The 12436-nt window shown below is 63.6% G+C and carries 9 protein-coding genes and 3 tRNA genes; 7 read left to right on the top strand and 5 right to left on the bottom strand.

Going from position 1 to position 12436, the window contains the following annotated elements:
* Positions 1-68 precede the first annotated feature (68 nt).
* From ttcA to OEG79_RS07350, 3 genes are all read left to right on the top strand, one after another.
* Positions 69-893 (top strand): tRNA 2-thiocytidine(32) synthetase TtcA, encoded by an 825-nt coding sequence (ttcA, locus tag OEG79_RS07340; RefSeq protein ID WP_264148126.1) that lies wholly within the window; start codon positions 69-71, stop codon positions 891-893.
* 508 nt (positions 894-1401) lie between these two features.
* Positions 1402-2466, top strand: coding sequence for a 3-deoxy-7-phosphoheptulonate synthase (locus OEG79_RS07345; protein WP_264148127.1), 1065 nt, complete (start codon positions 1402-1404; stop codon positions 2464-2466).
* 63 nt (positions 2467-2529) lie between these two features.
* Entirely contained in the window at positions 2530-3201 is a 672-nt protein-coding gene (locus tag OEG79_RS07350; protein ID WP_264148128.1) for a DNA-3-methyladenine glycosylase I, read from the top strand.
* On the opposite strand, the gene OEG79_RS07355 is transcribed toward OEG79_RS07350, so the two are convergent.
* The 5 genes from OEG79_RS07355 to OEG79_RS07375 form a co-directional block, all read right to left on the bottom strand.
* Positions 3191-3442 (bottom strand): YheU family protein, encoded by a 252-nt coding sequence (locus OEG79_RS07355; RefSeq protein ID WP_264148690.1) that lies wholly within the window; start codon positions 3440-3442, stop codon positions 3191-3193. The two genes, OEG79_RS07350 and OEG79_RS07355, sit on opposite strands and share 11 nt — an antisense overlap.
* 64 nt (positions 3443-3506) lie before the next feature.
* On the bottom strand, positions 3507-6257 hold the full coding sequence (locus OEG79_RS07360; RefSeq protein WP_264148129.1) for a hybrid sensor histidine kinase/response regulator: 2751 nt from the start codon (positions 6255-6257) through the stop codon (positions 3507-3509).
* 202 nt (positions 6258-6459) lie between these two features.
* Positions 6460-7659 carry an osmoprotectant NAGGN system M42 family peptidase gene (locus tag OEG79_RS07365; RefSeq protein ID WP_264148130.1) on the bottom strand — a complete coding sequence of 400 codons (1200 nt, stop codon included), beginning with the start codon at positions 7657-7659 and terminating at the stop codon, positions 6460-6462.
* A gap of 61 nt (positions 7660-7720) precedes the next feature.
* Positions 7721-9460: an N-acetylglutaminylglutamine synthetase gene (gene ngg / locus OEG79_RS07370; RefSeq protein ID WP_264148131.1), complete on the bottom strand. Its 1740-nt coding sequence runs from the start codon at positions 9458-9460 to the stop codon at positions 7721-7723.
* Between the two features lie 130 nt (positions 9461-9590).
* Positions 9591-11360, bottom strand: coding sequence for an N-acetylglutaminylglutamine amidotransferase (locus OEG79_RS07375; RefSeq protein WP_264148132.1), 1770 nt, complete (start codon positions 11358-11360; stop codon positions 9591-9593).
* A gap of 108 nt (positions 11361-11468) precedes the next feature.
* Here OEG79_RS07375 and OEG79_RS07380 point away from each other — a divergent pair, with 108 nt between their 5' ends.
* From OEG79_RS07380 to OEG79_RS07395, 4 genes are all read left to right on the top strand, one after another.
* Positions 11469-11942 (top strand): MarR family winged helix-turn-helix transcriptional regulator, encoded by a 474-nt coding sequence (locus tag OEG79_RS07380; RefSeq protein ID WP_264148133.1) that lies wholly within the window; start codon positions 11469-11471, stop codon positions 11940-11942.
* Positions 11943-12032: 90 nt separating this feature from the next.
* Positions 12033-12108: transfer RNA gene (locus tag OEG79_RS07385), tRNA-Val, on the top strand.
* Between the two features lie 31 nt (positions 12109-12139).
* A tRNA-Asp gene (locus OEG79_RS07390) sits at positions 12140-12216 on the top strand.
* Positions 12217-12315: 99 nt separating this feature from the next.
* Positions 12316-12392 (top strand) — tRNA-Asp (locus tag OEG79_RS07395).
* Positions 12393-12436 lie beyond the last annotated feature (44 nt).

A 12436-nucleotide genomic window follows, 5' to 3' on the forward strand; every position in this document is an offset into this window, starting at 1 on the left:
GGGGCCGCGGCGCCATTGTGCGTAAAATGTCGCGCTTTCGTTCCCACCCCCTCGGATTTCGACGCACCATGGGCACCCTCTCGGTCAACCAGAACAAACTGCAGAAGCGCATTCGCCGCCTGGCCGGCGAGGCCATCACCGACTTCAACATGATCGAGGATGGCGACAAGGTGATGGTCTGCCTGTCCGGCGGCAAGGACAGCTACACCATGCTCGACGTGCTGCTGTATCTGCAGAAGGTGGCGCCGATCAGGTTCGAGATCGTCGCGGTGAACATGGACCAGAAGCAGCCCGGCTTCCCCGAACACGTGCTGCCGCAGTACCTGGAGTCCATCGGTGTGCCGTATCACATCATCGAGAAGGACACCTACTCGGTGGTCAAGGAGAAGATCCCCGAGGGCAAGACCACCTGCTCGCTGTGCTCGCGCCTGCGTCGTGGCACCCTGTACACCTACGCCGACGAGATCGGCGCGACCAAGATGGCCCTGGGGCACCATCGCGACGACATCCTGGAAACCTTCTTCCTCAACATGTTCTACGGCGGTACGCTCAAGGCCATGCCGCCCAAGTTGCTCTCCGACGACGGCCGCAACGTGGTGATCCGCCCGCTGGCCTACTGTGCCGAAGCCGATATCGAGGCCTACAGTCAGCTCAAGGAATTTCCCATCATCCCGTGCAATCTCTGTGGTTCGCAGGAGAACCTGCAGCGCCAGGTGGTCAAGGAGATGCTGCAGGAGTGGGAGCGCAAGAGCCCGGGGCGTGTCGAGATCATGTTCCGCGCCCTGCAGAACGTGCACCCCTCGCAACTGGCCGACCGCAACCTGTTCGATTTCAAGAGCCTGAAGATCGACGACAGCGCCACGCCGCGCTTTGTCGATGTGATGAGCCTGTAAGACTCACGGCCAAAGCCCTCTCCGCAAGCGATGCGGGCAGTGGGGGGCTTTGGCGGGGCACTTGCAGGTCGCAAAGGCCTGGAGTATGGTTCAGCCATCGTTTCGGAGAATTCCATGTCCGCCAGTCTCAACCTCCTGTCCATGCTGCAAGCCGGTGCCGCGCGCACCGTGTTGGCGTGTGCGCAGTCGGTCGCGACTGCGGCGTATTATTTCTTTGGGTATTGGTTTAGCCACAGGCTCGCCTGATACCCACAGGCGGCCTGAGAAACCAGGGTCGCCACCAGAGACGTTTTCCAGAAAACCCCCGGTCGGCAACCCGACCGGGGGTTTTGTTTTTTTCCGGCCTAAAACGGCCACAGATCGAGGATGCACAGATGAACCGTTATTACCGCAACTACCGCTACGACTGGCGATTTAGCAGCGTCACCACCGCCCTGCCACCTTTGCAACGAACACTAAGTTAGCGCCGCGCGGCGCAGGCCGCGCCGGCCAAAGGAACCGCCAGATCATGAATGCTTCCGTCTCCGCTCAACTCGCTTCGTCCGTCACCACTGTCGCCCGCCGCAGCGCCCAGCCGCTGCCCAGCCCCGCCGTATTGCGCCAGCGCCTGCCGCTGCCTGCTGCGCTCGCCCAACGTATTGCCGCTGACCGCGCCGCCATCCGCGCCGTGCTCGATGGTCACGATTCCCGCCTGCTGGTGGTGGTCGGCCCCTGTTCCCTGCACGACCGCGCCTCGGCGCTCGAATACGCCGAGCGTCTGGCCGAACTGGCGCCGCAGGTCGACGACCAGCTGCTGCTGGTGATGCGCGCCTACGTGGAAAAACCGCGCACCACCGTGGGCTGGAAGGGGCTGCTGTACGATCCGCACCTCGATGGCAGCGCCGACATGGCCGAGGGCCTGCGCCTGTCGCGGCAGTTGATGCTGGAGATTCTCGACCGCGGCCTGCCGCTGGCCAGCGAGTTGCTGCAACCGATGGCGGCCGGTTACTTCGATGATCTGCTCGGCTGGGCCGCCATCGGTGCGCGTACCAGCGAGTCGCAGGTGCATCGCGAGATGGTCAGTGGTCTGGATCTGCCGGTGGGTTTCAAGAACGGCACCGACGGCAGCGTCGGCATTGCCTGTGATGCCATGCGCTCGGCGGCGCACCCGCATCAGCATTTCGGCATCGACGATCTGGGCCATCCGGCGTTGCTGCACACCGCCGGCAACCCGGACACCCATCTGGTGCTGCGCGGCGGCCACGGTGCGCCGAATCACGATGCCGCCAATGTTGCCGCTGCGCGCGAGGCTTTGCAGCGCCAGGGCATCGCGCCGCGCATCATGGTCGACTGCAGCCATGCCAACAGCGGCAAGGACCCGCTGCGCCAACCGGCCGTGCTGGAGAGCGTGATCGACCAGCGCCTTGCCGGCGATACCAGCCTGCGCGGGGTGATGCTGGAGAGTCATCTGTTCGACGGTTGCCAAGTGCTCGGCGGAGACCTGCGTTACGGCGTGTCGATCACCGACGGCTGCCTGGGCTGGGCTGGCACCGAAGCGGCGTTGCGCCAGGCGGCCGAGCGTTTGCGTGGTTGAGCCTTGCGGGAGGCGGGGCTCTGCGTGCAGGCTTCGTCATCCGTTTCATGAAGGATTCGATTCATGCATGACTACAAGTGGCTGCACGAGTTCTGCCTCAACCGTTTCGGTTCTGCCAAGGCGCTGGAGGCCAAGCTGCCGCAGCCGCGCAGTGAGGCCGAACTACGCGCGCTGAGCGATGACCGCTACCTGTCGCTGATCAGCCTGCGCATCTTTCGCGCCGGGCTCAAGCACAGCCTGGTAGATGCCAAGTGGCCGGCCTTCGAGGAAGTGTTCTTCGGCTTCGATCCGGAAAAGGTGGTGCTCATGGGCGCCGAGCGCCTGGAGAATCTGATGCAGGATGCGCGGCTGATCCGTCATCTGGGCAAGCTGAAAAGCGTGCCGCGCAATGCCCAGTTCATCCTCGATGTACGCCGCGAGAAGGGCAGTTTCGGCGCGCTGATCGCCGACTGGCCGGTGACCGACATCGTCGGCTTGTGGAAATACCTGGCCAAGCACGGCAATCAGCTCGGCGGGCTGTCGGCACCGCGTTTCCTGCGCATGGTGGGCAAGGACACCTTCATCCCGACCGACGACATGGTCGCGGCATTGAAGGCGCAGGGTGTGATCGACAAGGCCCCGACCAGCCAGAAGGAGCTGGCCGCCGTGCAGGCCGCCTTCAATCAGTGGCAGGCCGAGAGCGGCAGACCGCTATGCCAGCTGTCGGTGATGCTGGCGCACACGGTCAATCATTGAGCGATTGCTGCAGCGCATCGAGCCACTCTCTGGGTACGTCGCGCTTCATTGCCAACTGGCATTGCTGGCTGTCGGGATCGAAGACGATCACCGCTTCACCCTTGTCCAAAGCGCGGCGTACCCGTTGTACACGGGTTTCCAGCGGTGTTTCATCACCGTTATCGGTACCGTCGCGGGTGACGAAGTCTTCGATCAGGGCGGTCAGGGTATCGGCTTGCAGCAGGTGAGCGGGGATCAACACAGCGAATGGACTCCAGTGGTTGGCGCTCATGATAGAGCCATGAGGCGCCACACGGCGAGCGCGCTCAGACCGGGTTGCCGGAATGCTTCAGAAAGCGCTCCAGCGTGCTGTAAAGCAGCCCGCTATCCAGCGGCTTGCCGAGGAAGTCATTCATCCCGGCGTCCAGACCATGCTGGCGGTGTTCTTCAAGGATATGCGCAGTGAGCGCGATGACCGGTACTGCGGCTAGCTGCCGGCTGTGCTCCAGGCGACGGATCTGCCGGGTGGCTTCGAAGCCGTCCATGACCGGCATTTCGCAATCCATCAGAATCAGCTGCACGGCTGCGGGGTCACGGCTGTACTCATCCACGGCGGCCTTGCCGTTGGTGACCAGGCGCACGCCGTAACCGCGTTTCTTCAGGAACCCCTGAACCACCAGCTGGTTCACCGGGTTGTCTTCCGCCACCAGGATGCAGGGGGCGTCGCTACTGTCGCTGCGGATGTTTCTGACCAACTGATGTACCTGTGCTTTGGGTTCTTCGTACAGCCCGGTGAGTGCCTGACGCAGCGCGTTGACCGCCACCGGCTGGGCCAGGTGTTGCAGACGCAGGCCCTGGCTCGCCGGCAATTGCCGGCAGGCCTCGGGCGGGCAGATCAACAGCACGCGCTGCTGAGCCTGCAGTTTTGCCCTGATCGAATCGAGCCAATGGTTGACGCTGCCGGGCCAGGGCGCCATCAGTATCAGCAATGGCGGCGCGGCGAAATGTTCCAGGTAGTCCTGCAGTCGTTCCGGGGTCTGGCAGCGCTCGGTGCGCATGCCCCAGCGGCCGAGCAGGCGGCTCATGGCGTCCAGACCCAGGCCATCGAGTGAGGCGATCAGGGCGGTACGGCCTGCCAGCAGGCGGCTGAGTTCTCCGGGCGTCTCCTGTGCGCTCAGCAAGGGGATGTCGAAGGCAAAGCGCGAGCCCTGGCCGAGGGTGCTCTGCACCTCGATGCGGCCACCCATCATCTCCACCAGTTCCTTGCTGATGGCCAGCCCCAGGCCGCTGCCGCCATACCGGCGTGTGGTACTGGAGTCGCCCTGGGCGAAGGACTCGAACAACTGCGCCAGAGCCTGTTCACTGATGCCGATACCGCTGTCGCTGATGGCGAAGACCAGATGCGGCTTGCCGGAGCTATCACTGCGGCAGCTGACGCTAACTGCCACATGACCTTCCGCGGTGAACTTGAGGGCGTTGCTGAGCAGGTTCATCAGCACCTGCTTGAGCCGTGTCGGGTCGCCCTGAATGTGCCGTGGTACGCCACTTTCCAGGCTGACGTAGAGGCGCAGACGCTTGTCCAGCGCCTGGCCGGTGAACAGGCTGAGGGTATCGGAGATCATGTCTTCGAGATCGAACTCGATCTGCTCCAGGCTAAGCTTGCCCGACTCGATGCGGGCGTAGTCGAGGATGTCGTTGATCACCGCCATCAGCGAGCTGCCGGAGCTGGAAATGGTGTCGACATAAAAGCGCTGACTGCGATCCAGCGATGTTTCGCGCAGCAACTGCAGCATGCCCAGCACGCCATTGAGCGGAGTGCGGATCTCGTGGCTCATCTTGGCCAGGAAGCGGCTCTTGGCCTGACTCTCGAAGGCAGCCTGCTCGGCGGCGCGGCGGGACTGGAAGCCTTCCTCCTTGAGCAGGTTGATACGGTCGGCGAGGCCAATCGAGAGGGTGATCAGCTCGATGGTCACGCCGATCTTCACCACCGTGGCGCCGAATACGCCGAGCACTTCCAGCCCCAGCGAACCGGTGGTGGCCTGGATGAAGGCGAACAGCAGGATGGCCCAGGCCAGGGTGTAGTAGGAGCCGTAGCGCACGCCGCGGCGCCAGACGTAGATGCCGGTCAGCAGGAGGATCAGCGAGACCAGGGAAACGGTGACGCTGGCCAGGATGTTCCAGGCTGCGAAACCGATCAGCGGCACTGACAGCAGGCAGCCGACGCAGATCAGCATCAGCAGGCGCAGGCAGGTGTCCAGACGGGGAAAGTACTGCCGGGCATGAAGGAAATGGCGGCTGAACTGGATGGCCGTGAGGCAATGCAGGTACATCAGGATGTAGATGCTCACCGACTGCAAGGTCACGTGTTCGGGCAGCAGTTTGAACAGCATGCCGTCGAAGCAGGCGGCGAGCAGGCCGACATTGAGATTGTAGGCCAGGTACCAGAGATAGGCCGATTCGCGCAGCGACAGGTAGAGGAACAGGTTGTAGCAGAACATGGCGAACAGCACGCCGTAGAAGGCGCCGTTGAAACCCATCAGATTTTCCTGCGCGGCTGCGCTGGCGCCGTAAGTAGCGAAGAACAACGGCACGAATACCGTGCTGGTGGTTTCCACGCGGACCAGCAGCGTGCTGACGCCGGGTTCGAGCTGCATGGGAAACCAGAAGTTACGGACCTGCACCGGCCGCTGGGAGAAGGCGAAGCTGTCGCCGCTTTCCTGCTGCAGGTGCTTGCCGTCAGGGGTGATCAGGTGAACCTGCAGGTGGTCGAGCAACGGATAGTTGATTTCGAGGTAGCCGCCCAGCTCCTGTTCTAGGGTATTGACCAGGCGAATCCTGAACCACCAGACGGAAGCGTTCTTGCCGAGGTTGATATGGTCGCCGTCGACTTCGTGGAAAAGGTCGTCATCCAGTCCCAGCACCTGCTCTGCGCCAAGGGAGCCGTGCACATCTTCGTAGTAACCGGTGTAAGAGCCCAGAGGCAGGCGCAGGTCGTCGCTATCCAGCGGCGCAGGCGTCAGCGCCCAGCTCGGGCAGGCGAGCCACAACAGCAGCAGGGCCAGGTAAAGGCGAGGCATCCGTGAACCTCACAGGGTGTCGGCAAATCGCGTTGTTTGCCAGACGCCATTCGCAGTGGGCCATGCAGCATGGCCGGGAGTCATTTTTAACGTCGTGTGGCGACGCCCCGAAGGTAACCGGCCGGGAAGGCTGGCCATAAAAAGGGGAGCTGATGCTCCCCTGTCGTCCTTCGTGTCACTTTGCCTTTATGCGTGCGCGCCTTCAAGCGTCTCGGTCGTGTTGCCCAACCAGGCTGTCCACGGGTGGGACGCGGGTATCACTTTCCATCTGCGCGTCATGCTCCAGCTGATGGCTGAAACGTTCCAGCGAACCCTGCGCCGGCTGGGCATCGCTGGCGAATACCGGCGGGCTCATCATGTAGGCGGTGAGCAGGCTGCTGAGAGCCTTGAGGCTGTCGATATGGGTGCGCTCGTAGCCGTGGGTGGCGTCGCAGCCGAAGGCCAGGAGGGCGGTGCGGATGTCATGGCCGGCGGTCACCGCCGACTGCGCATCGCTGTGGTAGTAGCGAAACAGGTCGCGGCGCACCGGCACATCCTGTTCGGCGGCCAGGCGCAGCAGCTGGCGTGACAGGTGATAGTCGTACGGGCCACCGGAGTCCTGCATGGCCACGCTGACCGCATGTTCGCTGGATTGCTGGCCTTGGGCGACCGGGGCGATGTCGATGCCGACGAACTCGCTGACGTCCCAGGGCAGGGCGGCTGCGGCACCCGAGCCGACTTCCTCGGTAATGGTGAACAAGGGATGACAATCGATCATCGGTTGCAGTCCATGGTCGCGAATCGCCTTGAGCGAGGTCAGCAGCGCCGCGACGCCGGCCTTGTCGTCCAGGTGGCGGGCGCTGATATGGCCGCTTTCGGAAAATTCGGGCAGTGGGTCGAAAGCGACGAAATCGCCCACCGAGATTCCCAGCGAGTCGCAATCGGCGCGGGTGGCGCAGTAGGCATCCAGGCGCAGCTCGACGTGGTCCCAGCTGATCGGCAGAGTGTCGACGGCGGTGTTGAAGGCGTGTCCCGAAGCCATCAGCGGCAGTACGCTGCCACGGATAACGCCGTTGTCGGTGAACAGGCTGACACGACTGCCCTCGGCGAAGCGGCTCGACCAGCAACCGACCGGTGCCAGGCCCAGGCGGCCGTTGTCCTTGATCTCGCGGACGATGGCACCAATGGTGTCGAGATGCGCGGAAACCGCGCGGTCAAAGCGTTCGTACTCGCTCTGGCGCCCGCGCAACGTGGCGCGGATGGTGCCGCGGCGGGTCAGTTCGAAGGGGATTTCCAGCTCTTCGAGGCGTTCGGCGACGTAGCGCACGATGGTGTCGGTGAAACCGGTAGGGCTGGGGATGGCGAGCATCTCCAGCAGGACCTTCTGCAGGTAATCCAGATCGGGTTCGGGTAGTTGTTGCATGCAAGCTCCTCGCGTTTGTATTGCCCCTCTCCCGGGTGCGGGAGAGGGCCGGGGAGGGTGTTCAGCTGGTTGCCTGGCTGAGCGGGAACAGCAGATCGACGAAGCGCTCGGCAGTCGGCTGCGGTTCGTGGTTGGCCAGGCCGGCCCGCTCGTTGGCCTCGATGAACACGTAATCGGGTTGATCGGCTGCAGGTACCAGCAGGTCGAGGCCGACAACCGGGATTTCCAGGGCGCGGGCGGCCTTGATCGCCGCGTCGCGCAGTACCGGGTGGAGAATCGCGGTGACGTCTTCCAGGGTGCCGCCGGTATGCAGGTTGGCTGTCTTGCGCACGGCCAGACGCTGGCCGGCCGGCAGCACGCTGTCGTAGTCGAGGCCGGCACCGTGCAGCGTGCGCAGGGTTTCGGCGTCCTTCGGGATACGGCTCTCGCCACCGGTGGCGGCCTGACGACGGCGGCTCTGAGCGTCGATCAGTTTGCCGATGCTGTGGAGACCATCGCCGATGATCTCGGCCGGTCGACGGATCGCTGCGGCCACTACCTCGTAGCCGATCACCAGGATGCGCAGATCATCGCCTTCGTGATAGCTCTCCAGCAGCACGCGCTGATCGAATACGCGGGCGCGTTCGATGGCTTCCTGCACTTCAACTGTCGTACGCAAGTCGACCGCCACACCCTGGCCCTGCTCGCCATCCACCGGCTTGACCACTACCGACCCGTGCTCGGCGAGGAAGGTGGCATTGTCTTCGGCGCTGCCCGCCAGGCGCTGGGCCGGCACGCTGAGACCGGCGCGCGACAGGGTGCGATGGGTCAGGCGCTTGTCCTGGCACAGGGTCATGCTCACGGCGCTGGTGAGGTCGCACAGCGACTCCCGGCACCGAATGCGCCGGCCGCCATGGCTGAGGGTGAACAGTCCGGCCTCGGCGTCATCCACCTGCACCTCGATGCCGCGGCGCAGGGCCTCGTCGACGATGATGCGCGCGTAAGGGTTGAGTTCGGCCTGGGGGCCGGGGCCGAGAAACAGTGGCTGGTTGATGCCGTTCTTGCGCTTGAGGCTGAAGGTCTGCAGCTCGCGGAAACCCAGCTTGGCGTAGAGCTTCTTGGCCTGCTTGTTGTCGTGCAGCACCGACAGGTCGAGGTAGCTCAGGCCACGGCTCATGCCGTGCTCGATCAGGTGACGTACCAGCACTTCGCCGACCCCGGGGCGGCTGCAGTGAGGGGCTACCGCCAGACACCACAGGCTGCTGCCGTTTTCCGGATCATGGAAGGCACGCTGGTGATTGAGCCCCATGACGCTGCCGATCACCGCGCCGCTGTCTTCGTCCTCGGCCAGCCAGTAGGTCGGGCCGCCTTCGCTGTAGGGTGTGAGCTTGGCCGGGTCGATGGGCAGCATGTTGCGGGTCTGGTACAGGCAGTTGATCGCCTGCCAGTCCGCTTCGTTCTGCGCCCTACGAATGCGAAAGCCACGGAAACTGCGGCGCGCCGGACGGTAGTCGGTGAACCACAGACGCAGCGTGTCGGACGGGTCGAGAAACAGCTGTTGCGGTGCGTGAGCGAGCACCTGATGTGGTGCGGCGACATACAGGGCGATATCACGCTCGCCGGGTTGCTCGTTGAGCAGCGCTTCGGCCAGCACGGTGGGGTCCGGGTAGGTGTGGCCGATCAGCAGGCGGCCCCAGCCGCAATGGATGGCCTGCGGCTGACTTGGCTGGCTGGCGTGATCTTCAGCCAGGCGCGCTTGCAGGCGCTCGTAGGAGGGCGTCTGGCCGCGCAGCAGGCGTTGGTTGAAGGCAGTGGAGCGCATGGAATAGTCCCTGTCCGTGTTCATTACGTCCGGTCTGAGCCGGATCGTCATTGAGTCGCGACAAATCCCGGTCTTGCCGGGCTACGACCATTGATCCCGCAGGAGCGGCCAAATGGCCGCTCCTTCTCTGTTACAGACCCTGTTCGCTCAGCCACAGGTTGAGCGCCGCCAGTTGCCACAGCTTGGAACCGCGTAGCGGTGTGAGCTGGCTCTGCGGGTTGGTCAGCAGCTGGTCGAGCATGTTCGGGTTGAACAGGCCGCGATCCTGGCTCGGATCGAGCAGCAGGTCGCGCACCCAGCCAAGGGTGGCGCCCTCCAGGTGCTTGAGACCGGGAACCGGGAAGTAGCCCTTGGGCCGGTCGATCACCTCGCTGGGAATGACTTTGCGCGCGGCTTCCTTGAGCACGTACTTGCCGCCTTCGGGCAACTTGAACTGAGCTGGAATGCGCGCGGAAAGCTCGGCCACGCGGTAGTCGAGGAACGGTGTGCGTGCCTCCAGGCCCCAGGCCATGGTCATGTTGTCCACGCGCTTGACCGGGTCATCGACCAGCATCACCGTGCTGTCCAGGCGCAGCGCCTTGTCCACCGCCGCATCTGCCCCCGGCATGGCGAAATGCTCGCGAACGAACTCGCCGGCCATGTCGTCGGTCAGCCAGGCCGGTTGCACGCAGGCTGCGTATTCGTCGTGCTCGCGGTCGAAGAAGGCCGCGCGGTAGGCGGCGAAGGCATCCTTGGCGCCGTCGACCTGCGGGTACCAGTGGTAGCCGGCGAACAGTTCGTCGGCGCCCTGGCCGCTCTGCACCACCTTGCAGTGCCTGGCCACTTCCCGCGAGAGCAGGTAGAAGGCGATGCAGTCATGGCTGACCATCGGCTCGCTCATGGCGCGGAAGGCTTGCGGCAACTGCTCGAGAATCTCGTGCTCGCCGATGCGCAGCTGATGGTGGCGGGTGGCGAAGCGCTGGGCGATCAGGTCCGAATACTGGAACTCATCACCACGTTCGCCGCCGGCGTCCTGAAATCCGATGGAGAAGGTCAGCAGGTTCTCCACACCCGCTTCGCGCAGCAGACCGACCAGCATGCTCGAATCGACGCCGCCGGAGAGCAGCACGCCGACGTCGACGGCGGCGCGCTGGCGAATGGCCACGGCCTCGCGCATGGTTTCCAGCGTCTGATCGCGCCATTCTTCAAGGCCGTAGCTGGCCTCGTCACCTTGCGGGCCGAACTGCAGCGTCCACCAGGTCTTCTGCTCGACCTTGCCGTCGGCGTCGATGCGCATCCAGGTGGCCGGTGGCAGTTTTTCCACGCCTGCCAGGATGGTGCGTGGCGCCGGTACCACGGCATGGAAGTTCAGGTAGTGGTTGAGCGCGATCGGGTCGAGTGTCCCGGCGATATCGCCGCCCTTCAGCAGGGCCGGCAGCGACGAGGCGAAGCGCAGGCGTTCGCCGGTACGCGACAGGTACAGCGGTTTGACGCCGAGACGGTCGCGGGCGATGAACAGGCTCTGTTTGTCGCGCTCCCAGATCGCGAAGGCGAACATGCCGTTGAGCTTGGGCAGCAGGGCTTCACCCCAGGCGTGATAGCCCTTGAGCAGTACCTCGGTGTCACCACCGGAGAAGAAGCGGTAACCCAGTGCTTCCAGTTCGCTGCGCAGTTCGGGGTAGTTGTAGATGGCGCCGTTGAACACCATCGAGAGGCCGAGATCGCTGTCGATCATCGGCTGGCCCGAAGCCTCGGCCAGATCCATGATCTTCAGGCGGCGATGGCCCAGGGCGATGGGGCCCTGACTATGAAAGCCATGGGCGTCGGGGCCGCGAGGGGCCAGGTGATGAGTGATGCGCTCGACTGCCGCCAGGTCCGCGGGGCGTCGATCAAAACGTAGTTCTCCAGCTATTCCGCACATAGTTCCTTACCGGTGTTGCCGTTGGGGAGTGGCTCGTGGCCGAGCCTTTTACACCAAAACAAGAAAATGCTTTCATGTCAAAGTATTGGTGGTTAAGGATTGGTGTTTATGAGTGTTAAAAAAGTTCCTGCTGAAATAGGTTTGTCATCTGTCATGGCCTTTGAAATGCCACTATTCCAGGCGCTGCGGCGCCTGCAGCAGGCAGGGGAAGTACATGCCAAGCGTCTGGCCCGCTTTGGTGGGCTGACCCCCATGCAACTGATGGTTCTGCAGGTCCTGGCCAGCGAGACGCGCATGACCGCCAGTGTGCTCAGCAGTCGCGTCAGCCTGACGGCGGCGACGCTTTCCGGCCTGCTCGACCGTCTGGAAGAACGCGGTTTCCTGCAGCGCCAGCGCGATGATCAGGATCGACGACGGCAGTGGCTGCTGATCAGCGATGCCGGCCGCGAGCTGATCCAGCAGGCGCCATCGCTGATGCCGCCGGAGTTCAACCGGCGTTTTGCCCAGCTGGCCGACTGGGAACGCCACAGCCTGACGGCGGCGTTGTTGAGAGCGGCTGAACTGTGCGGCGAGATGGACTGAAGTGCAGCGTGCTTTTTTCAGAAAAAATTCAAGCAGGGTGTTGACTTAGCTTCGCCACCTGCATAAAGTGCGCGCCTCGCTAAGGCACATGGGTGGTTAGCTCAGCCGGGAGAGCATCTGCCTTACAAGCAGAGGGTCGGCGGTTCGATCCCGTCACCACCCACCATAGCGAATTCGGACGCAAGTCCGGCCGACGCGCAGCGGTAGTTCAGTCGGTTAGAATACCGGCCTGTCACGCCGGGGGTCGCGGGTTCGAGTCCCGTCCGCTGCGCCATTATTTCCCAGATCGACGTTTAGTCGGTTTGAGATGGCAAACCCGCAAGGGTGTCATCAGACGTTACAGAGTTCCTTTGGACGCAAGTCCAGCCGACACGCAGCGGTAGTTCAGTCGGTTAGAATACCGGCCTGTCACGCCGGGGGTCGCGGGTTCGAGTCCCGTCCGCTGCGCCATATACGAAACCCGTCGATCGCAAGATCGACGGGTTTTTTATTGC

Source organism: Pseudomonas sp. Z8(2022) (assembly GCF_025837155.1).
Taxonomy (GTDB): domain Bacteria; phylum Pseudomonadota; class Gammaproteobacteria; order Pseudomonadales; family Pseudomonadaceae; genus Aquipseudomonas.

Excerpts from the sequence above, each read along its gene's own strand:
- ttcA (WP_264148126.1), top strand. The coding sequence starts at position 69 with ATGGGCACCCTCTCGGTCAACCAGAACAAACTGCAGAAGCGCATTCGC.
- OEG79_RS07345 (WP_264148127.1), top strand. The coding sequence starts at position 1,402 with ATGAATGCTTCCGTCTCCGCTCAACTCGCTTCGTCCGTCACCACTGTC.
- OEG79_RS07350 (WP_264148128.1), top strand. The coding sequence starts at position 2,530 with ATGCATGACTACAAGTGGCTGCACGAGTTCTGCCTCAACCGTTTCGGT.
- OEG79_RS07360 (WP_264148129.1), bottom strand. The coding sequence starts at position 6,257 with ATGCCTCGCCTTTACCTGGCCCTGCTGCTGTTGTGGCTCGCCTGCCCG.
- OEG79_RS07365 (WP_264148130.1), bottom strand. The coding sequence starts at position 7,659 with ATGCAACAACTACCCGAACCCGATCTGGATTACCTGCAGAAGGTCCTG.
- ngg (WP_264148131.1), bottom strand. The coding sequence starts at position 9,460 with ATGCGCTCCACTGCCTTCAACCAACGCCTGCTGCGCGGCCAGACGCCC.
- OEG79_RS07375 (WP_264148132.1), bottom strand. The coding sequence starts at position 11,360 with ATGTGCGGAATAGCTGGAGAACTACGTTTTGATCGACGCCCCGCGGAC.
- OEG79_RS07380 (WP_264148133.1), top strand. The coding sequence starts at position 11,469 with ATGAGTGTTAAAAAAGTTCCTGCTGAAATAGGTTTGTCATCTGTCATG.